At 67.4% G+C, this 19,443-nt stretch carries 20 protein-coding genes; 5 read left to right on the top strand and 15 right to left on the bottom strand.

The window, feature by feature from the left end:
- Positions 1-2 precede the first annotated feature (2 nt).
- From ABIC51_RS31030 to ABIC51_RS31015, 4 genes are read right to left on the bottom strand one after another with little or no spacing between them, the layout of a single operon-like run.
- Positions 3-779 (bottom strand): SDR family oxidoreductase, encoded by a 777-nt coding sequence (locus tag ABIC51_RS31030; RefSeq protein WP_060173679.1) that lies wholly within the window; start codon positions 777-779, stop codon positions 3-5.
- A gap of 43 nt (positions 780-822) precedes the next feature.
- Positions 823-2,100: an L-fuconate dehydratase gene (locus ABIC51_RS31025; protein ID WP_027789692.1), complete on the bottom strand. Its 1,278-nt coding sequence runs from the start codon at positions 2,098-2,100 to the stop codon at positions 823-825.
- Positions 2,101-2,123: 23 nt separating this feature from the next.
- Complete coding sequence (locus tag ABIC51_RS31020; protein WP_027789693.1) at positions 2,124-2,966, bottom strand: ureidoglycolate lyase; 843 nt, start codon at positions 2,964-2,966, stop codon at positions 2,124-2,126.
- Positions 2,967-3,007: 41 nt separating this feature from the next.
- Positions 3,008-3,772 carry an SDR family oxidoreductase gene (locus ABIC51_RS31015; protein WP_027789694.1) on the bottom strand — a complete coding sequence of 255 codons (765 nt, stop codon included), beginning with the start codon at positions 3,770-3,772 and terminating at the stop codon, positions 3,008-3,010.
- 666 nt (positions 3,773-4,438) lie between these two features.
- Between ABIC51_RS31015 and ABIC51_RS31010 the strand changes: the two genes are divergently transcribed.
- The 3 genes from ABIC51_RS31010 to ABIC51_RS31000 all read left to right on the top strand — a co-directional run bounded on the left by ABIC51_RS31010 (position 4,439) and on the right by ABIC51_RS31000 (position 6,400).
- Positions 4,439-4,729 carry a DUF3331 domain-containing protein gene (locus tag ABIC51_RS31010; RefSeq protein WP_021161446.1) on the top strand — a complete coding sequence of 97 codons (291 nt, stop codon included), beginning with the start codon at positions 4,439-4,441 and terminating at the stop codon, positions 4,727-4,729.
- Positions 4,730-4,899: 170 nt separating this feature from the next.
- Entirely contained in the window at positions 4,900-5,886 is a 987-nt protein-coding gene (locus ABIC51_RS31005) for an oxidoreductase (protein ID WP_060349694.1), read from the top strand.
- A 214-nt stretch (positions 5,887-6,100) separates the two neighbouring features.
- Positions 6,101-6,400: a DUF4148 domain-containing protein gene (locus ABIC51_RS31000; protein WP_027789696.1), complete on the top strand. Its 300-nt coding sequence runs from the start codon at positions 6,101-6,103 to the stop codon at positions 6,398-6,400.
- A 200-nt stretch (positions 6,401-6,600) separates the two neighbouring features.
- On the opposite strand, the gene ABIC51_RS30995 is transcribed toward ABIC51_RS31000, so the two are convergent.
- The 6 genes from ABIC51_RS30995 to ABIC51_RS30970 form a co-directional block, all read right to left on the bottom strand.
- Positions 6,601-7,797, bottom strand: a complete 1,197-nt coding sequence (locus ABIC51_RS30995; RefSeq protein ID WP_027789697.1) for a TauD/TfdA family dioxygenase — start codon at positions 7,795-7,797, stop codon at positions 6,601-6,603.
- 22 nt (positions 7,798-7,819) lie between these two features.
- Positions 7,820-8,776 (bottom strand): alpha/beta hydrolase, encoded by a 957-nt coding sequence (locus tag ABIC51_RS30990; protein ID WP_175897686.1) that lies wholly within the window; start codon positions 8,774-8,776, stop codon positions 7,820-7,822.
- A 33-nt stretch (positions 8,777-8,809) separates the two neighbouring features.
- On the bottom strand, positions 8,810-9,298 hold the full coding sequence (locus ABIC51_RS30985) for a thioesterase family protein (RefSeq protein ID WP_021161452.1): 489 nt from the start codon (positions 9,296-9,298) through the stop codon (positions 8,810-8,812).
- A gap of 21 nt (positions 9,299-9,319) precedes the next feature.
- Positions 9,320-10,285, bottom strand: coding sequence for an L-carnitine dehydrogenase (locus ABIC51_RS30980; RefSeq protein ID WP_021161453.1), 966 nt, complete (start codon positions 10,283-10,285; stop codon positions 9,320-9,322).
- Between the two features lie 87 nt (positions 10,286-10,372).
- Positions 10,373-11,302, bottom strand: a complete 930-nt coding sequence (cdhC, locus tag ABIC51_RS30975; protein WP_006484708.1) for a 3-dehydrocarnitine:acetyl-CoA trimethylamine transferase CdhC — start codon at positions 11,300-11,302, stop codon at positions 10,373-10,375.
- A gap of 65 nt (positions 11,303-11,367) precedes the next feature.
- Positions 11,368-12,321 carry a choline ABC transporter substrate-binding protein gene (locus ABIC51_RS30970; RefSeq protein ID WP_060173682.1) on the bottom strand — a complete coding sequence of 318 codons (954 nt, stop codon included), beginning with the start codon at positions 12,319-12,321 and terminating at the stop codon, positions 11,368-11,370.
- 611 nt (positions 12,322-12,932) lie between these two features.
- On the opposite strand from ABIC51_RS30970, the gene ABIC51_RS30965 reads away from it, so the two are divergent.
- Positions 12,933-14,516 carry an isocitrate lyase gene (locus ABIC51_RS30965; protein WP_021161457.1) on the top strand — a complete coding sequence of 528 codons (1,584 nt, stop codon included), beginning with the start codon at positions 12,933-12,935 and terminating at the stop codon, positions 14,514-14,516.
- An 86-nt stretch (positions 14,517-14,602) separates the two neighbouring features.
- On the opposite strand, the gene ABIC51_RS30960 is transcribed toward ABIC51_RS30965, so the two are convergent.
- A complete protein-coding gene (locus ABIC51_RS30960; protein WP_175897687.1) occupies positions 14,603-15,502 on the bottom strand; it encodes a LysR family transcriptional regulator in 900 nt (299 codons plus the stop codon).
- Positions 15,503-15,623: 121 nt separating this feature from the next.
- On the opposite strand from ABIC51_RS30960, the gene ABIC51_RS30955 reads away from it, so the two are divergent.
- Positions 15,624-16,067 carry a DMT family transporter gene (locus tag ABIC51_RS30955; RefSeq protein WP_059698543.1) on the top strand — a complete coding sequence of 148 codons (444 nt, stop codon included), beginning with the start codon at positions 15,624-15,626 and terminating at the stop codon, positions 16,065-16,067.
- Between the two features lie 252 nt (positions 16,068-16,319).
- On the opposite strand, the gene ABIC51_RS30950 is transcribed toward ABIC51_RS30955, so the two are convergent.
- Genes ABIC51_RS30950 through ABIC51_RS30935 form a run of 4 tightly spaced genes read right to left on the bottom strand, consistent with a single transcriptional unit; the run spans position 16,320 to position 19,434 of the window.
- Positions 16,320-17,825, bottom strand: a complete 1,506-nt coding sequence (locus ABIC51_RS30950; RefSeq protein WP_175897689.1) for an aldehyde dehydrogenase family protein — start codon at positions 17,823-17,825, stop codon at positions 16,320-16,322.
- A 33-nt stretch (positions 17,826-17,858) separates the two neighbouring features.
- The gene (locus tag ABIC51_RS30945; protein WP_111939281.1) at positions 17,859-18,404 is read right to left on the bottom strand and encodes a c-type cytochrome; all 546 of its coding nucleotides are present in this window, start codon (positions 18,402-18,404) and stop codon (positions 17,859-17,861) included.
- Positions 18,401-18,901 carry a c-type cytochrome gene (locus tag ABIC51_RS30940; RefSeq protein ID WP_334054056.1) on the bottom strand — a complete coding sequence of 167 codons (501 nt, stop codon included), beginning with the start codon at positions 18,899-18,901 and terminating at the stop codon, positions 18,401-18,403. The genes ABIC51_RS30945 and ABIC51_RS30940 overlap by 4 nt, the downstream gene beginning before the upstream one ends.
- The gene (locus tag ABIC51_RS30935; protein ID WP_021161464.1) at positions 18,898-19,434 is read right to left on the bottom strand and encodes a methylamine dehydrogenase light chain; all 537 of its coding nucleotides are present in this window, start codon (positions 19,432-19,434) and stop codon (positions 18,898-18,900) included. Before ABIC51_RS30935 ends, ABIC51_RS30940 begins: the two co-directional genes overlap by 4 nt.
- Positions 19,435-19,443 lie beyond the last annotated feature (9 nt).

Genomic DNA, 19,443 nt, shown 5'->3' with positions numbered 1-19,443 from the left:
CCTCAGCTGATCGCACGGTCGAGATGCGTATAACCGCCGTCGACGAACAGCCACTGGCCCGTCGTGTGCGATGCGCGTGCCGACAGCAGGAATACGGCCGTGTCGGCGATCTCGTCGGCCGTCGTGAAGCGTTTGCCGAGCGGCACCTTGCCCGCGATGCCCGCCAGCTTCGCGTCGGGGTCGTCGAAACCGGCGAGCCAGTTGCGGTAAAGCGGCGTCATCACCTCGGCCGGAATCACCGCGTTCACGCGCACGCCGTCGTCGCGCAACGCGACGGCCCATTCGCGTGTCAGCGCGAGTTGCGCGCCCTTCGACGCACAATAGCCGCTCGTGTTGCCCTGGCCGGTCACGGCCGTCTTCGACGAGAGGTTGACGATCGCGCCGCGCGTCGCCTTCAGGTGCGGCACGCAGTAGTGCGCCATCACGTAGTAGTGGATCAGGTTGCGCTCGAGCGACGCGACGAACGCATCGCGACCGGCATCGAGCCCGACGCCGTCGTTGACGCCCGCGTTGTTGACGAGGCCGTCGAGACGACCGAAGCGCGCGACGGTCTGCGCAACCGCGTCGCGGCACTGTGCGTCGTCCTGCAACTCGACCGACATGCACGCGGCCTGCGGCTGCTTCTGCACGAGTGCGCGCCAGAACGCATCGTCCGGCGCGTGGCGCGCGAACACCACCGGAATCGCGCCTTCTTCGGCAAGCCGCGTCGAGATCGCGGCACCGATGCCCGACGCGCCGCCGGTCACGATCACGACCTTGTGTTGCAGATTCAGATCCACTTCGCGTCTCCGTCGTTCATGTTGTCGGCACGCTCAACGCGTGTCAGCCCCGGAACCGATATTGCTCCAGCGATTCGGGCTTCATCTCGATCGAGAAACCGGGTGCCGTCGGCGGCATGTAGGCCGCGCCGCGCACGATGCACGGTTCGACGAAATGCTCGTGCAGGTGATCGACGTACTCCGTCACGCGCCCTTCCTTCGTGCCGGAAATGCACACGTAGTCGATCATCGACAGATGCTGCACGTATTCGCACAACCCGACGCCGCCCGCATGCGGGCAGACGGGCAGCCCGTACTTCGCGGCCATCAGCATCACCGCGAGAATCTCGTTCACGCCGCCGAGCCGGCACGCATCGATCTGCACGACGTCGATCGCGCCGCGCGCGATGAACTGCTTGAACAGGACGCGGTTCTGGCACATCTCGCCGGTCGCGACCTGCACGGGCGCGATCGCTTCGCGGATCGTGCGATGCCCTTCGACATCGTCGGGGCTCGTCGGCTCTTCGATGAACCACGGCCGCGCGAACGCCAGCTCGCGCACCCAGTCGATTGCCTCGTCCACTTCCCACACCTGGTTCGCGTCGATCATCAGCTTGCGGTCCGGGCCGATCACTTCGCGCGCGATCGTCACGCGGCGGATATCGTCCTCCAGGTTCGCGCCGACTTTCAGCTTCACGTGGTCGAACCCGGCTTCGACGGCTTCGCGGCACAGCCGCCGCAGCTTGTCGTCGCTGTAGCCGAGCCAGCCGGCCGACGTCGTGTAGCACGGGTAGCCGTCGCGCTCGAGAATCGCGATCCGTTCGGCCTTGCCCGGCGCCTGCCTGCGCAGCAGGTCGAGCGCTTCGTCCGGCTTCAGGCAGTCCGTCAGGTAGCGGAAGTCGATCGCGCGCACCAGTTCCTCGGGGCTCAGGTCGGCAACGAGCCGCCAAAGCGGCTTGCGTTCGGCTTTCGCCCACAGGTCCCACACCGCGTTGACGACGGCCCCCGTCGCCAGATGAATCGCCCCCTTGTCGGGGCCGATCCAGCGCAACTGGCTGTCCGACGTGACGTGCCGCCAGAAGCGGCCCATGTCCGCGCGAATCCAGTCGAGGTCGAGGCCGACGACGAGGTGACGCATCGCGTCGATCGCCGCGCAGCAGATCTCGTTGCCGCGCCCGATGGTGAACGTGAGGCCGTGACCTTCGAGCCCGTCGCGGTCGGTTTCGAGCACGACGTACGCGGCCGAATAATCGGGGTCCGGGTTCATCGCATCGGAGCCGTCGAGCTGGCGCGAGGTCGGGAAGCGCACGTCGAGGACGCGCATCGATCGAATGATAGGCATGACGAATCGTCCGCGAAAGGGAATCAGGCCTGCACGGTGCGCTGGCGTTGCTCGCCGAGCCCGTCGATACCGAGCGTGATCACCTGCCCGGCGCGCAGGTAGACGGGCGGCTTCTGCCCGAGGCCGACACCCGGCGGCGTGCCGGTCGAGATCACGTCGCCCGGCTGCAGGCTCATGAAGCGGCTCAGGTAGCTGATCAGGTGCGGCACGCGGAACACCATCGTCGCGGTCGTGCCGTTCTGGTAGCGATGGCCGTCGACGTCGAGCCACAGCCGCAGCGCATGCGGATCGGGCACTTCGTCGGCCGTCACGAGCCACGGGCCGAGCGGCCCGAACGTGTCGTTGCCCTTGCCCTTGTCCCACGTGCCGCCGCGTTCGAGCTGGAATTCACGCTCCGACACGTCGTTCACGACGCAGTAGCCCGCCACGTGCGACAGCGCGTCGGCTTCCGCGATATAACGACCGCCCTGGCCGATCACCACGCCGAGTTCGACCTCCCAGTCGGTCTTCTCCGAGCCGCGCGGAATCTCGACGTCGTCGTTCGGCCCCGAGATCGCGCTCGTCCACTTGCCGAACACGACGGGCTCCTTCGGCACCTCCATCCCCGATTCGGCCGCGTGGTCGGAATAGTTGAGCCCGATGCAGATGAACTTGCCGACGCGGCCGACGCACGCGCCGAGCCGCGGCGTGCCTTCGACCCGTGGCAGCGACGACGGCGGAATGTCGCGCAACCGCGCGAGCGAGGCCGGCGCCAGCGCATCGCCGGCGAGATCGTCGATCACGCCCGACAGGTCGCGGATGTGGCCTTGCGCATCGAGCAGGCCCGGTTTTTCATGGTGCTTGTCGCCAAATCTCAGCAGTTTCATATCGTCTTGAACGGAAATGGAAAGTAGCTGGAAAGGCGCGGTCAGTTCGACCAGCCGCCGTCGATCAAATGGATCGCGCCGGTCGTGAACGACGCTTCGTCGGACGCGAGGTACAGCGCGAGCGCGGCCACTTCGTCCGCGGTGCCGATGCGGCCGATCGGCTGGCGCGCGACGAACGCCTGGCGCACCTCGTCGGCCGACACGTCGCGCATGCGCGCCTGGTCCGCGATCCGCTGCTCCAGCGACGGCGATTCGATCGTGCCCGGGCAGATCGCGTTGCAGCGGATGCCGCGTTCGACGAAATCGGCGGCCACCGCCTTGGTCAGGCCGATCACGGCCGCCTTGGTCGTGCCGTAGACGAAGCGGTTCGGCACGCCCTTCACGCTCGACGCGGCCGACGCCATGTTGATGATCGACGCGCCGCCCGCTTCGAGCATCGCGGGCAGCAGCGCGCGAATCAGGCGGTACATCGACGTGACGTTCAGGTTCAGCGAGAACGCCCATGCGTCGTCGTCGCAGTCGAGGATCGAGCCGTGGTGGACATAGCCCGCGCAGTTGAACAGCACGTCGAACGCGCGCTCGTTCGCGGCAAGCGCCGCGACGTCCTGCGCATCGGTGACGTCGAGCCGCCGCGTGGCCAGCCGGCTGCCCGCGCGTTCGGCGTCGGCCTCGAGCCGCACGAGCGCGGCTTCGTTGACGTCGGTCGCCAGCACGTCGGCGCCCTCGCTCGCGAACCGCAGCGCGGTCGCGCGGCCGATACCCTGCCCGGCCGCCGTCACCAGCGCGCGTTTGCCCTGCAATCTCATGAGCGACTCTCCCGAAAAAAACCGGCCACCCGTCGGCCGATTGGCACAAAGGACTAAAGGTCCAACCAATCATAGGAGTCGACTTCGCGTTTGTCACGAAATCGGGATTCAGTATTTACCCGGGCGTGGAAATCGGGCGGTCGAGCAAGAATTCGGCATTCGATGGCACGCGGGAGCCCGTCCCGGGATCCGCGCACTCCCAATACCGGCGGGCCATCCAGCCGTTTGTTCACGCATGCCCGGCGCGGCGCCACGCCAAACTGGCGAAAAAGTCATGTTCGCGTCAGGGTCTCAACGGGATGCACGCGCCATCATGACGTACCGGACTGCGCTACCGGTCCATCGCCACCCCGCCCGCGTTCGATCCCTGCGGGCACCTCCGTCCCCCGGCGATGGGCTCCGTGACTGGGCGAGCAGACACGGCGCGCAGGCCGATTTCCCGCCCCGGACTTCATGTCCGGGGCGTTTTTGTCTGTGGTTTTCCCAAGAAAATAAGCGTGGATTGTTTCTAAATCGGCAAAAGGTAATTTGAGCCAGACAGGATGTTTTTTCCGGTCACAGACGCTTACATTTAGCGCACCACTCATGGAAACCGCTACGGATTCGCCATCGGGTAGTGACATCCACTGCCACGGACGAACCGCACGAGCTTTAGGAAACGGCAAAATGAAGGCCTCCAAATCCCTGCCTGTGCTCGATCCCGCCGACGTCCACGTCGAAATCCTCGAACGTTCCGATACGCTGCTCGTCGTCCGCTGGGTCGAGCCCGGCCGCTGTCACTACGGTGAACAGCGCTGGCGCCGCCGCTTCGCGCAACGCACCGGCACGTGCGCGCTGTCGCGCCAGGTCATCCAGCGCGGCGACGAAGTCTTCCGCCCGGCCGAACGCCCGGCGCCCGCGAACGCGGCGGCGATGATCTCCGCCGCCGAAGTGCTCGCGCTGGCCGGCGGCAGGTAAATCCTGCCGGCCGCGCATCGCGGCACGCGGTGCCGCACGACGATGCGCGAGCCCTAGAAGCGCCGGTCTAATTCCCCTGCTTGCCTGCCACGACCACGCGCACTATCGTTACACCACTCGATGTAACGATTACGTGCCGCGGCCACCCGGTCGCGCCGATGGAGGCAGACATGCATGCATGGAGCGCGCGCCACGTCCCGGCGCAGGGCGGCAAGGTCGCGGTCGTGACCGGTGCCAACAGCGGGCTCGGCTGGCAACTCGCGGAAACGCTGGCCGCGAAAGGCGCGACCGTCGTGATGGGTTGCCGCGACGCGGCCCGCGCCGCGCAGGCCGCCGATGCGATCCGCCGGCTCCATCCCGATGCCCGCGTCGAAGCCGACGCGCTCGACCTCGCCGATCTCGCCTCGATCGCACGCTTCGCGGCCGATGTGGCCGAACGCCATGGCCGCGTCGATATCCTCTGCAACAACGCCGGCGTGATGTTCCTGCCGCTGCGCCATACGCGCGACGGCTTCGAGATGCAGTTCGGCACCAACCACCTCGGCCATTTCGCGCTGACCGGCCATCTGCTGCCCGCGCTGCGCGCGGCGCGCCGGCCGCGGGTCGTGACGATGTCGAGCGGCCTCAACCGCGGCGGCCGGATCCGCGTCGACGACCTGCGCGCCGAGCGCCGCTACAACCGTTATCTCGCCTATTGCGACAGCAAGCTCGCGAACCTCGTGTTCGCGATCGAACTTCAGCGCCGTTTCGAGCGCGCGGCGTTCGCCGGGATCAGCGTGGCCGCGCACCCGGGCTACGCGGCAACCAACCTGCAGTTCGCGGGCCCGGCGATGGACAGCTCGCCCGCGCGCGCCGCGCTGATGCGGGCCGCGAACCGTTATCTCGCGCAGCCGGCCGACCAGGGGGCGCTGCCCGCGATTCATGCGGCGACCGCGCCCGATCTCGCGGGCGGCGCGTATATCGGGCCGTCCGGCTGGTTCGAGTCGCGCGGGCTGCCGGCGCCCGCGAGCGTGCCACGCGCGGCCCGCGACGCGGGATCGGCGGCGTTGCTGTGGGAGGCCTCGGAAGCCGCGACGGGCGTGCGCTTCCTCAGCTCGGGCGCGCCGGCCGGACGTTCGCCGGGCCGGCCGTTCGACACGGCGGCCGAGGCGCGCTGAAAGGCGTGTCGGCCTCCGCAACATTCTTCATACTTGTTGCACCAACCGATAAGAAAGCCCGTTGAAAGCCTGAGTCGGCGCGCCACTGTTACTGCCCAGGAAACAATCTATCGTCAAAATCAGCGTTTACCCTGAACCTTCCGATGACTAAGATTCGATCAATCGCTTAAGACATGGTGTCAAGAGCGAACTCAATAAAACACCGGAGGTCATCATGAAATCGCTCGTTTCCGCAGTCGTTGCCGCTGCCGCCCTGTCCGCTTCGTTCGGCGCATTCGCCCAAAGCACCGTGACCCGCGCGCAAGTGAAGAACGAACTGGTTCAGCTCGAAAAAGCCGGCTACAAGCCGGGCCTGTCGAGCCCGTACTACCCGAACGACATCCAGAGCGCCGAAGCGCGTGTTCATGGTGCCGACACCAGCGGCTACGGCGCGCAACCGGCTCCGGCCGTCCACTCGGGCGCCCCGGCCGCAACGTCGTCGAACGCTCGCGACTCGATCTTCTTCGGCCAGTAAGCCGATGCGCCCCCGACGGGCGCCGCGCGCAGCGCGATGAAGAAACATCAGGACGAGCCCCCTTGCGGGGCTCGTCCATTTTTATGAAACGCATACCTCCGCCGCCCGGCAGCGGGTGGCTTCGCCCGGGCGCCTCGCGTCCGGGCGCTTTTTCATCCCGCGCGGCAGGTGTGCAGGCAGGATGAAGCCGCGCTTGCCCGTCAGTGCGGTGCAGCCGCGGCGGGCGCCGAACGCGACAGCACGCGCCACCGCGACAGCAATTCGTCGCGATCGACGTAGCAGCCCTGCAGATGCCGGCGGCCGGTCGACGGATCGAACTCGGTGCGCGCATGCAGCACGCGCCGGTTGTCGAACGCCCACATGTCGCCCGCCCGCAGCCGGCGCTGCACGCGAAAGCGCGGCTCGCGCGCAAGCGCGAGGAACCGCCGGTACGCGCGATAGACGGCCGCGACCGAGCCGGCCGGCGCATCGAGCGGCCCGCGCAGGAAGTTCGCGACGCGCACCTCGGTCACGTTGCCGCGTGCATCGAGCCCGATCACCGGCGCCGAGCAGCGATAGTCGCTGTTCGCACTCTTGTTCCAGAACTCGAACGGCGTCGACGCGAGTTGCTCGAAATCGGCCGGATGCTCGCGCCGCAGCGCATCCGCCAGCGCGAAGCCGTCGAGGAACACGCTGTCGCCGCCGGTCGCATCGTTCGCCAGGCAATGCAGGAACTGCACGCCCGGCTGCAGCTCGCGGGTCGGCAGATCGGTATGCGGCGGCAGGTTCAGCGACGTATACGCATTGCTGTCCGGGCGCGGCTTCGATTCGACGTCGAACAGCACACCGAAATTGCTCTCGCGGATCAGGCCGATGCGGCGCGCGATCTCGTCGACGCGGCCACGCTCGGCCGGCACGCCTTCGACAAGCGTCAGCCCGGTGCGCTGCAACGCGGCGAGCCACGCGAGCAATGCACCGTCGTCCTCCATCACGTCGCGCCACGCGAACACGCCGATGGCCGTCGCATCGTCGCCGGCCCACACGTGCCGCCCGTGCGCGGCCTGGCGCTCGGCGCGCGACGCGTCGTCGTACGCATGCGCGCGCAACCATCCCGGCGACCACGCGCTGCGATGTCCGTCGTTCCACTCGACATGCAGCGCGCCGTCGGCTTCGATGTGCACCGCGCGCGCGGCGAGATCCTCGCGCGCGTCGGCGATCTCGAATACCTGTTCACGCGTGACGGCATGCACGCATGCGGAGCACGCGCAGTTGTCGCGCAGCCAGTCGAAATGAAACGGCGATCGTCGCGTGTCGCTCCACTCGACGTCCACCGCTGAGTCGCCAATCGCGACCGCTGCAATGGTCGCGTCGACCGAAAACGTCCGCCAGTCCTCGATACGGTGTTGCGCTGCCTGCATCGTTTCCTCCCGGAAACGCCCGCTACGCGTGTGGTGCGAGCAGAAACCCGCCGACCGTCCGGTGCATCCGCGCCGCCTGCGGGCTCGTTCCGAGCGCGCGCCAGCAGCCGTGCACCAGCCCCTCTCCCATCCAGTAGTGCGCGGCACCGCCGGCCGCGCGAATCCGTTCGACGTACACGCGCGCATCGTCGCGCAGCGGATCGTGTTCGGCGCCGATCGCGAGGACGGGCGGCAGGCCGTCGAAACGCGCAGCCGCGAGCGGCACCGACGCGCGCAACAGCGGATTGCCGTCTCCCAGCGCATCGGACAGGCCGCCGTTCCAGTACAGCGCGCGATAGCGATGGACGTCGTCGAGCGTCAGCATCGGCGCGTGCGCTTCCGTTTCGCGCGCGGGCGATTGCGGTTCGAACCCGAGCATCGGATAGACGAGCGCGATGCCGTCGACACCGCTTTCGCCCGCATCGCGCAACGCGGTGGCCACGGCCGCCGCGAGCATGCCGCCCGCGCTGTCGCCCGCGAGCGTCAGCGGATGCGCGCACGGCCCGAACGGCCAGCGCGCGTCGCGTGCGGCGCGCGTGACGGCCAGGCAATCTTCGAGCGCGGCCGGCGCGCGATGCTCGGGCGCCAGCCGGTAGTCGACCGCGATCACGTCGAGCCCCGTATCGGCCGCCAGTTGCGCGGTGATCAGCGCATGACTGTCGAGCGAGCCGACGACGAAGCCGCCGCCATGAAAGAACAGCACCGTGCCACGCGGCGCGCCCTGCGCGGACGTGTAGCGCCGCAGCGCGATCGCGCGGCCGTCGGGCGCCTGCCAGACGGCGTCCTGCTGCACGATGCCGGCCGGCGGCGCGGCCGGCGTCCACTCGGCCGCGAAGCGGTCGTAGAGGCGGCGCTGCTCGACGGGCGAGCGTACGGCCGCGTCGGCCGGATACCACGCGTCGACGGCAGCGACGAACGCCGCGATTTCCGGTTCGAGCATCGTGTGCGCTCCGCGCTTGAAGGTTCGCGCCCGCTATCGGCGCGGCGGCAGCGCGATCACGCGGCCCGCATACGCGGGTGCCGCGCAATCGCGCTGCAATGCATGCAGCCCGGCCACGCGTGCGGCCACGTCGTCGTCGAACGGCGCCGATTTCGCGCCGTCGCGCGTATCGACGTGCAGCAGCATCTGCTCGCTCGCCGATACCGCGTCGTCGTGCCCGTCCGCGAACAGCTCGAGATACAGGTGCAGCCGCTTCGCGTCATGCGCCAGCACGCGCGCATCGACACGCACCTGCGTGCCCTCCTTGATCTCGTGCAGGTAGTTCACGTGCGCTTCGAGCGTGTAGACCGAGCGGCCCCGCTCGCGACGCGCGGCGTCGTCGAGGCCGATGCGATCCAGCAGCGCATCGGTCGCGAAGCTGAAGATCAGCAGGTAGAACGCATCGCGCAGGTGGCCGTTGTAGTCGACCCATTCGGGCCGCACCACGTCGCGGTATATCGTCAGCGGGGTATCGCCGGTCATCGCCTTCAGTCCTTTAGTCCCTTAGTCCTCGAATCGCATCCCGTGCCGCGCCTTCACCGCGGCGATCGACTTCAGCACCTCGGTGATGCACTCGTCGCGATAGCGTTCGAGTTCCTTGATGCTGCGCGTGCCCTGCTGTTCGGTCGTGCCTTCGACGACGCTGTCGATCAGCGCATCGGTGAGCGTGGGCGCGACCAGCTTCGTCCACGGCAGTTCGAGCGCGGGGCCGAACTGCTGCATGAAGTGTCGCATGCCCGCGTCGCCGCCGGCGAGCGTGTAGGTCAGGAAGGTGCCCATGAACGACCAGCGGATGCCCGCGCCGAAGCGGATCGCGTCGTCGATCTCGCCGGTCGTCGCGACGCCTTCGTTGACGAGGTGCAGCGCCTCGCGCCACAACGCCTCGAGCAGCCGGTCCGCGATGAAGCCCGGCACTTCCTTTCGCACGTGCAACGGCCGCATGCCGAGCTTGCGATAGATCTCCATCGCGCCTTCGACCGCTTCCGGCGACGTGCGCGCGCCGCCGAGCACCTCGACGAGCGGCAGCAGGTAGACGGGATTGAACGGGTGGCCGACCACGCAGCGCTCCGGATGCGTCGCCCGCGCGTAGAAATCCGTCGGAAGCAGCCCGGACGTCGACGACGCGATGATCGCGTCGGGTTTCGCCGCGCGGCTGATCTGCTCGTGCAGTTCGAGCTTCAGCGCCTCGCGCTCGGGCGCGCTTTCCTGGATGAAATCGGCATCGGCGACGCACGCTTCGATCGTCTCCACGAAACGCAGCCGCGCGGGATCGGCGCCGGGCGCGAGGCCGACGCGCTCGAGCGCGGGCCACGCATTCGCGACGTTCGCGCGCAGCCGTTCCTCCGCGCCCGGCGCGGGGTCCCAGACGACCACGTCGAGACCATGCGCGAGCGCGCGGGAAATCCATCCGCTGCCGATCACGCCGGTGCCGATGGCGGCGAACGTCTTGATGTCGGTCTTCACAGCCATGTCAACGCATCCTTCAAATCAGGGGAAATCGGTGGGCGGCCGCGCTGGGCGTGCCGCCGCGTCATGTCGGTCAGTCGGCGCAACCGCTCACGCGAACTCGGCGACCGCTCGGCGTTCGAGCAGACGCTCGCCCCGTGCGGGCAAGCCGAGCTTGCGGCGGCCTTCGGCCGGCGTCAGCACCCGGCCGCCGAGCCGTTCGACGATCTCTCGCGCGCGCTCGACGAGCGTGCCGTTGGTCGCATGCACGCCGCGATCGAGCCAGATGTTGTCTTCGAGGCCGACGCGCACGTGGCCGCCGAGCAGCATCGCCTGCGCGACCATCGGCATCTGCATGCGGCCGATCCCGAAGCCCGCCCAGTGCGCACCCGGCGGCAGGTTGTCGACCATCGCCTTCATCGTGCCCGTATCGGCCGGCGCGCCCCATGGAATGCCGAGGCACAGCTGGAACAGCGGCGGATCGTCGAGCAGCCCTTCCTTCAGCAACTGCTTCGCGAACCACAGATGGCCCGTGTCGAAGATTTCCAGCTCCGGCTTCACGCCGAGTTCCTGGATGCGCTTCGCGCCGGCGCGCAATTGCGCGGGCGTCGACACGTAGATGTAGTCGCCGTCGCCGAAATTCAGCGTGCCGCAGTCGAGCGTGCAGATTTCGGGCAGCAGCTCCTCGACATGCGCGAGGCGCGTGAGGCCGCCGACCAGGTCGGTGCCCTTGCCGAAACGCATCGGGTCCTCGCCCGGGCCGATCTCGAGATCGCCGCCCATGCCGGCCGTCAGGTTGATGATCACGTCGACGTCGGCCGAGCGGATGCGGTCGACCACTTCGCGGTACAGGTTCGGGTCGCGGCTGCCGCGCCCCGTCTGCGGATCGCGCACGTGGCAGTGCGCAACGGTCGCGCCGGCCTTCGCGGCCTCGATCGCGGCGGCCGCGATCTCCTTCGGCGTGACCGGAATCGCCGGATGCTTGCCGACCGTATCGCCCGCGCCGGTGACGGCGCAGGTGATGATGACTTCATGGTTCATGCTGGTTGCCTCGCTTGACTCGGGTTGTGTCGCATTGCGGGTGTTTCGTCAGGGCGCGCGGGCCGTCACAGGCCGAGATACGCCTTCACGGCCGGCAGCCCGTCCTTGCCGTCGAACGTCTTGACGCCCGCGAGCCACGGATCGAGCACCTGCGGGTTCTTCTTCAGGTACGCCTTCGCGGCTTCGGCCGGCTTCGTCTTGTTCATCACCGACTGCATCAGCTGGTTCTCGAGCTGCGTCGAGAAGCGCAGGTTCGTGACGAGCTTGCCCGCGTTCGGGCAGCGCGCGATGAAGTCGGGCGCCGTCAGCGTGTACACGCGCGCTTCGCCGTAGTTCGGGCCGAACGCCGCGTCGCCGCCGGACAGGTAGTTCATGCTCAGCTGGATGTTCATCGGATGCGGTTCCCAGCCGAGGAACACGACCCACTTCTTCTCGCGGATCGCGCGCTCGACCGTCACCAGCATCCCGGCCTCGCTCGATTCGACGAGCTTGAAGCCGCCGAGCCCGTACTGGTTCGTGTCGATCATCTTCTGGATCGTCGCGTTCGCGCTGCTGCCCGGCTCGATCCCGTAGATCTTGCCGTCGAGTTCCGCACGGTGCTTCGCGATGTCCTCGAAGGTCTTCAGGCCGGCCTGGTATTCATAACTCGGCACCGCGAGCGTCGCCTTCGCGCCGGACAGGTTCGGCGGTTCGACGACGTTGATCGACTTGCTGTCGAGGAACGGCTGGAGCTGCTTCTGCTGCACGGGCCACCAGTAGCCGAGCGACACGTCGAGCTGCTTGCTCTTCAGGCCGGCGAACGAGATCGGCACCGACGCGATCGTCGTGGTCGGCTTGTAGCCGAGCGCCTCGAACACGGTCGACGCGAGCGCCGTGGTCGACGTGATGTCGGTCCAGCCGATATCCGCGAAACGCACGGTGCGGCAGGTCGCGGCATCCGTTTCGGCCCATGCCTCATGCGTGAACGCGCCGGTCGCCAGCACGGCCGCGGCAAGCGCGGCAATCTTCGTCGACTTCATGGTTCGGTTCCTCCCTGTTGGACTCGTGGCAGCCGGTGCGCGGGGTGTGCGCCGACCTGCATCGTGGGAGTAAAAGTAACGAGCCATATTGGTCGCGAGAAGACCGGCGGCGACCTGTTCTTGACTGTTTGCGACTATGAGTGGAAACCACTAGGTTTCTTGAAAGGCTTGTTGGACGGGGTTCTTGCGCGTATTGCGGGGGAATTCAGCTTGTCCACATGCGGCGCGCCGCTCAGGGCTCCGCCAGGACGAAACGGAGCGCCGGTGCGGCTTCTGGCGCGGCACGCGCACGCCGCACCGACGAACGGATGTCACGGACGCATGTGAAGCTGGCCCGGCCTCCAGCAGCCGAAAGCGCGTTTCGTATTGCGGAATCCACGCCGATTTCCCGCGCCGCCGCGTTTTCGCCGCTTGAAAACTTGTTTTGCATCGCAAAAACAGCAACGTAACTCATTGAAAAACAACAAAAAATAATGTCTTATGTCTTATATAAGACATCACCAAAAGCTCAACGGGCGGCGTTACTATTTATCCCATGCAGTTCGCTGCGACAGACGTAGCGGGCACGCTCAACCAGTTACTCAAACGCGCTTTGCTCCCAGGAGATTGACATGGCCCAGTATCAAGACGACATCAAGGCAGTTGCCGGTTTGAAGGAAAACCACGGCAGCGCGTGGAATGCGATCAGCCCCGAGTACGCCGCCCGCATGCGTGCCCAGAACAAGTTCAAGACGGGCCTGGACATCGCCAAGTACACCGCGAAGATCATGCGTGCCGACATGGCCGCCTACGACGCCGACCCGTCCAAGTACACGCAGTCGCTGGGTTGCTGGCACGGCTTCATCGGCCAGCAGAAGATGATCTCCATCAAGAAGCACTTCAACAGCACCGAACGCCGCTACCTGTACCTGTCCGGCTGGATGGTCGCCGCGCTGCGCTCCGAGTTCGGCCCGCTGCCGGACCAGTCGATGCACGAAAAGACCTCGGTCAGCGCGCTGATTCGCGAGCTCTACACGTTCCTGCGCCAGGCCGACGCCCGTGAACTGGGCGGCCTGTTCCGCGAACTCGATGCCGCCAAGGACGCTGCCGCGAAGGCCGCGATCCAGGACAAGATCGACAACCACGTCACGCACGTCGTGCCGATCATCGCCGACATCGACGCCGGTTTCGGCAACGCGGAAGCCACGTACCTGCTGGCCAAGCAGTTCATCGAAGCGGGCGCATGCTGTATCCAGATCGAAAACCAGGTGTCCGACGAGAAGCAGTGCGGCCACCAGGACGGCAAGGTCACCGTGCCGCACGAGGACTTCCTGGCCAAGATCCGCGCGATCCGCTACGCGTTCCTGGAACTGGGCGTGGACGACGGCATCATCGTGGCCCGTACCGACTCGCTGGGCGCCGGCCTGACCAAGCAGATCGCCGTGACCAACACGCCGGGCGACCTGGGCGACCAGTACAACGCGTTCCTCGACTGCGAAGAACTGTCGGCCGACCAGCTGGGCAACGGTGACGTGGTCATCAAGCGCGACGGCAAGCTGCTGCGTCCGAAGCGCCTGCCGAGCAACCTGTTCCAGTTCCGCGCCGGCACGGGCGAAGCGCGCTGCGTGCTCGACTGCATCACGTCGCTGCAGAACGGCGCCGACCTGCTGTGGATCGAAACCGAAAAACCGCATATCGCGCAGATCGGCGGCATGGTCAGCGAGATCCGCAAGGTCATCCCGAACGCGAAGCTGGTGTACAACAACAGCCCGTCGTTCAACTGGACGCTGAACTTCCGTCAGCAGGCGTACGACGCGATGAAGGCGGCAGGCAAGGACGTGTCGGCATACGACCGTGCGCAGCTGATGAGCGTGGAGTACGACGAGACGGAACTGGCCACGCTGGCCGACGAGAAGATCCGCACGTTCCAGGCGGACGCATCGCGCGAAGCAGGTATCTTCCACCACCTGATCACGCTGCCGACATACCACACCGCCGCGCTGTCGACCGACAACCTGGCCAAGGAATACTTCGGCGACCAGGGCATGCTGGGCTACGTGGCCGGCGTGCAGCGCAAGGAAATCCGTCAGGGCATCGCCTGCGTGAAGCACCAGAACATGTCCGGCTCGGACATCGGCGACGACCACAAGGAATACTTCAGCGGCGAAGCAGCGCTGAAGGCGGCAGGCAAGGACAACACGATGAACCAGTTCTGATCGTCGCCATACCGGAAGCACGACGCCAGCCCGTTTCGACGGGTTGGCGTTTTTTTTATCCGGCGGGATGACGCACGGGATGCCCTTCAGGCATCGTCCCGTGTGCTTCCCGCTGCGATCACGCGCACGAACGCGTCCGCCAGCGCCGTCGGCTCGACCGGCAGCACCAGCGCGCACGCCGATTTTGCGTCGTCATCCGAGATCGGCACGAAGACGACTCCCTCGATGCCGAGGCTCGCCATCCGTTCCGGCACGATCGCCACGCCCTGCCCGGCCGCGACGAGATTCAGCATCGACGTCTTCGGCGACACGATCCGGGCGGTCGCGGGCACGAATCCCCGTTTCAGGCAAAGGTCGATCACGACGCGCGCCAGCCCGCCCCGCTCCCGATGCACGGCCGATACGAACGGCTCGTGCCGCAGCCGCGAGATCGCGGTGCGCCGGCGGCCCGCCGGCGGGTGATCGGCCGGCACCGCCACGCACAAGCGCTCGGCCGCGAGCTCGACGAAACGGACGCGCGGATCGCGGCGCAGCACCGGCACACGAACGATCCCGATATCGGCGTTGCCGTTCGCGATCTCCAGCACCTGATCCTCGGACGACGCGCGGTCGAGATCGATCCGCGCACCCGGGCACGCGCCCATGAAACGCTCGAGCACCGGCATCAGGCTGCCGACGGGAACGGTGCTCGAATGCAGGAGCCGCAATACGCCCCCCTCACCGCGCGACAACCGTGCGCCCTCCTCGGCCGCGGCAGCCAGGGTCGCCGGAATCGACGCGACACGATCGCGATAGATCGCGCCGGCCGCCGTGAGCCGCACGCCCCTCGGCTCCCGGTCGAACAGCGGGAACCCCAGTTCGTCTTCCAGTTGACCGATCTGCCGGCTCAGCGCCGACTGCGCGACATGGAGCGCGCTCGCGGCCGGCGTGAAGCCGCCGAGATCGGCCACGGTCAGGAAGTACTGAATTTGCTTCAGGGATGGCATGCCGAAACGAGATGGATAAGCGCCCGATTTGATATTTGCGTTATACCGTCGCGCTTCCCAGAATGGAAGCCTGCCGTGCCGGAACCGCCGTCGCGGCCACATCGCCGGAGCCGCCCTCTTCGTGACTACTCTCCTGTCGTATCTGCTGGCCGTCGCCGCCGGCATCAGCGTGGCGTTGCAACAGGTGCTCAACGCCAACCTCCGCGCGCAGCTCGGCTCGCCGTGGTGGGCCGGGTCGGTCAGCTACCTCGTCGGCCTGGCCGCGATGCTCGCCGTCGCGCTCCTGTCCCCGCATCCTCGCCTGAGCGGCACCGTCGCCGATGCGGGGTCGTGGTTCAGCTGGACCGGCGGATTCTTCGGCGCGGTGTTCGTCGGCATCGCGATCCTGATGGTGCCGCGACTAGGCGCCGCGACGACGCTCGCGCTGATCGTCGTCGGGCAGATGACCGGCGCGCTCGTGTTCGACCATTTCGGTGTGCTCGGCATCCAGCAGCATTCGGCCAGCCCGATCCGCCTGGCCGGCGCGGCGTGTCTCATTCTCGGCGTGGTGCTGGTTCGTGCGTGATGCGTTCGTGGCGTTCGTGGCGTTCGCGCGTGCGCTCGGATGTCGTGCTTCGACCCGGCCGGCTGGCCTTGCGCACCGCCTGGCGCCGCATCGAGCGGATGCCTCAGGTCGAGCGCGCCTGCGCCGAACGGGATCGGTGCGTGACTGCAGCCCGCCGCCGGCGCCCGGCCGCGATGCCGCGATCCGGATGGGCCCGCCTGCGGCATGCGCGCGCGGCCGACATGGCGGCAACGCACGCACCCGCCGCTACGCTCATGCGTAGTTCATCATCACCGACTTGCTTTCCGTGTACTGGTCGATCACCGCGCGACCGAGTTCGCGGCCGAAACCCGACTGCTTCATCCCGCCGAACGGCATCGCGTTGTCGAGCAGCGAGTGGCAGTTGACCCACACCGTGCCCGCGGCGATGCGCGGGATCAGCTTGTGAATCGCGGAAAGGTCGTTCGACCAGATGCTCGCGCCGAGGCCGTACGGCGTGTCGTTGGCGAGCTGCACGGCCGTGTCGACGTCGTCGAACGGCATCGCGACGAGCACCGGCCCGAAGATCTCCTCGCGCACGACGCGCATCGCCTGCGTCGTATCGACCAGCACGGTCGGCTCGACGAAGAAGCCCGGGCCCTCGATCGCGCGGCCGCCCGCCGCGGCGCGCGCGCCCTCGCCGAATCCCGAATCGATATAACCGCACACGCGCTCGCGCTGCTTCGCCGAGACGAGCGGGCCGATCTGCGTCGACGGATCCATCCCCGGGCCGATCTTCAGGCTCGAGGCGATCTTCGCGACACGCCCGATCACGTCGTCGAACACCTTCGCGTGGATGTACGCGCGCGACCCGGCTGTGCACACCTGCCCCTGGTTGAAGAAGATCGCGTTCGCCACACCCAGTGCGGCCTTGTCCGGATCGACGTCGGGCAGCACGATCACCGGCGACTTGCCGCCGAGTTCCAGCGACATCCGCGTCATGTTGTCGAGCGCCGCGTGGCCGATCGTCTTGCCCGTCTGCGTCGAGCCCGTGAACGCGATCTTGTCGATGCGCGGATCGCGCGACAGCGCGGCGCCGGCCGTATGACCGTAGCCGGTGACGATATTGACGACGCCGTCCGGGAAACCGGCCGCCTGGATCAGCTCGCCCAGGCGCAACGCACTCAGCGGCGTATCTTCCGCGAGTTTCAACACCACGGTGCAGCCCGTGGCCAGCGCGGGCGCGAGCTTCCACGCCGCCATCAGCAGCGGGAAATTCCACGGAATGATCGCGCCGACCACACCGACCGGCTCCTTGCGCGTGTAGGTGAAGATCTCGCTGTCGGGCATGTACGGCATGCCCGCGTCGATCACGCTGCCTTCGATCTTCGTCGCCCAGCCGGCCATGTAGCGGAAGCACTGCGCGGCCATCGCGACATCGAGCCCCTGCGCCACCATCACGGGCTTGCCGTTGTCGAGCGACTCGATCTCGGCCAGCTCGCGCGCATTCGCTTCGATCAGGTCGGCGAGCGCCAGCAGCAGATGCTCGCGGTCGGTGGTCTTCGCGGTACGCCACGGCCCCGCATCGAATGCGCGCCGCGCGGCCGCGACGGCCCGTTGCACATCGTGCTCGTCCGCTTCGGGCACACGCGCGAGCACGGTGCCGTCGGCCGGATTCACGACGTCGAGCCGGCGGCCCGACGCAGCGTCGCTCCACTCGGCGCCGATCAGCATCTTCTTCGGCTTCGCGAGAAACGCGCGCGTGGCGTCGAGCAGCGGAAAGTTCTGGTTTGTCTCCATCTTCGTTCTTCCTCGATTTCCTGAATGGGTCGGTCAGTAGCGATCCACGACGCCGTCGACCCCGCGTGCCTGCAACGCGCGAACGAGGCCGGCGCGCACGGTCGCGACGTCGGAATAGGCAGGACGGCGGTGCGCGGCGACTTCGGCGGCCGTATAGGGCTTGAAGTCGCGCGGCAGCGCGTCGCGGTTCATGGTCGTGAGTACCCAGTTGAGCACGTCGGCCAGGTCCTGGTCCGACAGTGCCGAGTTCGATGCGCCGGGCACGCGCATCACGTACTCGCGCCCGGCCGGCAGATGCGTGAAATAGCCGAGCGAGTTCGCGAGCGGCGGCACCTTGCCGGCGATACCGCCGCCGGTGGCCGTGTGGCAGCCCATGCAGTTGAGCACCCAGTGCTGCCGCGCGAGCGCCGCGTCGGCCGCGCCTTCCGCATACGCGGGTGCTGCCGTCAGGCCGACGACCGCCCCGGCAAGTATCAGCAGCGACGACAGGTGGCGCGACAGGTTGCCGAGCCATGAAGCCGCCGCGCACCGCGCGCGCGGCGCGACGTCGCAAACGCGGGATGCACGGGCAACCTTCACAGGCCGAGCCCCTTGATGACGACGTCGCGTTGCGCATGAACGGCCGTGCCGTCCATCGCCTTCGCGCGCGCCGCGCGGATGTCGGCCGCCGTGAACGGCTTCGCATCGCCGTGCTGCGCGTTGAGATCGAACACGACGTAGTTGAGCACGTGCGCGATGTCGTCGTCGCTGGCGCTCGCAAACGACGGCATCTTGAAGTTGTAACGCTTGTCGTGCACCTTGATCTCGCCGAACATCCCGTGCAGCAGTGTCGCGACCAGCTGCGCACGCCCCGCCTCGGCCGTCGCATACTTGCCCGGATACTCGGTCAGCGGCGGCGCGAGGCCGTCCTGCCCTTTCCCGCCCGCCTGGTGGCACACCGCGCACTGCGCGTCGAACAGGCTCTTGCCGGCCGGGTAATGCACGGCGTCCTGCGCGCGGGCGGCGCCCGGCAACGCGAAGGCTGCCACGGCCGTCATGCACGCGACTGCGATCTTTCCTGCTTGCGTCACTTTCATTGCTTCGCTGCCCCCAACAGAACCGAAACCGAACAGTGGTAATTCGAATTGCCGTTCGCCATGCACCAGTTGATGTCGTTGTTCAACGACAGCTTGTACAGCGGCTTCTCGCGCTCGTTGCGGTTGCAGAAGCACTTGCCGCACGACGTCTTGCCGCAGCAATCGTTGTACGACACGATGTAGTCCGAACCGTCGTGCGGATTGCGGCAGGTGCCGATCCACGTGATCGGCGAAGGCGTCGTGCCCGGCGGGCAACTGCTCGACGTGCCGCCGCAGCAACTGCACAGCCAGCCGTCGATCGCGCAGTATTTCCAGTAGTCGCAGCTCATCGGGTCGTCGCTCGCTCCCGAGGCGGCGGCACCGGATGCGCCCGACGCCGCATCGGCCGCATACGCGGTGCGATCGACGGGCAGCAGCGGCAGCATCGCCGATCCCACCAGCACCTTGCCGAGCTTCGCCATCGCGCTGCGCCGCGAACTGTGCTGCGCGACGCCGCGCGCCGACCGCTCGAACCATGAATCAAACAGGCCCATGTCGTTGTT

This window comes from Burkholderia sp. 572 (genome assembly GCF_040545135.1).
In the GTDB taxonomy this organism is placed as follows: Bacteria; Pseudomonadota; Gammaproteobacteria; order Burkholderiales; family Burkholderiaceae; genus Burkholderia; species Burkholderia cepacia.
The sequence above is the reverse complement of the archived record's forward strand: the minus strand, read 5'-3'. Positions and strand labels throughout refer to the sequence as shown.

Coding starts and splice junctions, on each gene's coding strand:
- ABIC51_RS30985 (WP_021161452.1), bottom strand. CDS start 9,298: ATGACCGGCGATACCCCGCTGACGATATACCGCGACGTGGTGCGGCCC.
- ABIC51_RS31010 (WP_021161446.1), top strand. CDS start 4,439: ATGAAGGCCTCCAAATCCCTGCCTGTGCTCGATCCCGCCGACGTCCAC.
- cdhC (WP_006484708.1), bottom strand. CDS start 11,302: ATGAACCATGAAGTCATCATCACCTGCGCCGTCACCGGCGCGGGCGAT.
- ABIC51_RS30940 (WP_334054056.1), bottom strand. CDS start 18,901: ATGAAAGTGACGCAAGCAGGAAAGATCGCAGTCGCGTGCATGACGGCC.
- ABIC51_RS30980 (WP_021161453.1), bottom strand. CDS start 10,285: ATGGCTGTGAAGACCGACATCAAGACGTTCGCCGCCATCGGCACCGGC.
- ABIC51_RS31000 (WP_027789696.1), top strand. CDS start 6,101: ATGAAATCGCTCGTTTCCGCAGTCGTTGCCGCTGCCGCCCTGTCCGCT.
- ABIC51_RS31020 (WP_027789693.1), bottom strand. CDS start 2,966: ATGAAACTGCTGAGATTTGGCGACAAGCACCATGAAAAACCGGGCCTG.
- ABIC51_RS30960 (WP_175897687.1), bottom strand. CDS start 15,502: ATGCCATCCCTGAAGCAAATTCAGTACTTCCTGACCGTGGCCGATCTC.
- ABIC51_RS30950 (WP_175897689.1), bottom strand. CDS start 17,825: ATGGAGACAAACCAGAACTTTCCGCTGCTCGACGCCACGCGCGCGTTT.
- ABIC51_RS30935 (WP_021161464.1), bottom strand. CDS start 19,434: ATGGGCCTGTTTGATTCATGGTTCGAGCGGTCGGCGCGCGGCGTCGCG.
- ABIC51_RS30995 (WP_027789697.1), bottom strand. CDS start 7,797: ATGCAGGCAGCGCAACACCGTATCGAGGACTGGCGGACGTTTTCGGTC.
- ABIC51_RS30990 (WP_175897686.1), bottom strand. CDS start 8,776: ATGCTCGAACCGGAAATCGCGGCGTTCGTCGCTGCCGTCGACGCGTGG.
- ABIC51_RS31025 (WP_027789692.1), bottom strand. CDS start 2,100: ATGCCTATCATTCGATCGATGCGCGTCCTCGACGTGCGCTTCCCGACC.
- ABIC51_RS31005 (WP_060349694.1), top strand. CDS start 4,900: ATGCATGCATGGAGCGCGCGCCACGTCCCGGCGCAGGGCGGCAAGGTC.
- ABIC51_RS30965 (WP_021161457.1), top strand. CDS start 12,933: ATGGCCCAGTATCAAGACGACATCAAGGCAGTTGCCGGTTTGAAGGAA.
- ABIC51_RS31015 (WP_027789694.1), bottom strand. CDS start 3,772: ATGAGATTGCAGGGCAAACGCGCGCTGGTGACGGCGGCCGGGCAGGGT.
- ABIC51_RS30970 (WP_060173682.1), bottom strand. CDS start 12,321: ATGAAGTCGACGAAGATTGCCGCGCTTGCCGCGGCCGTGCTGGCGACC.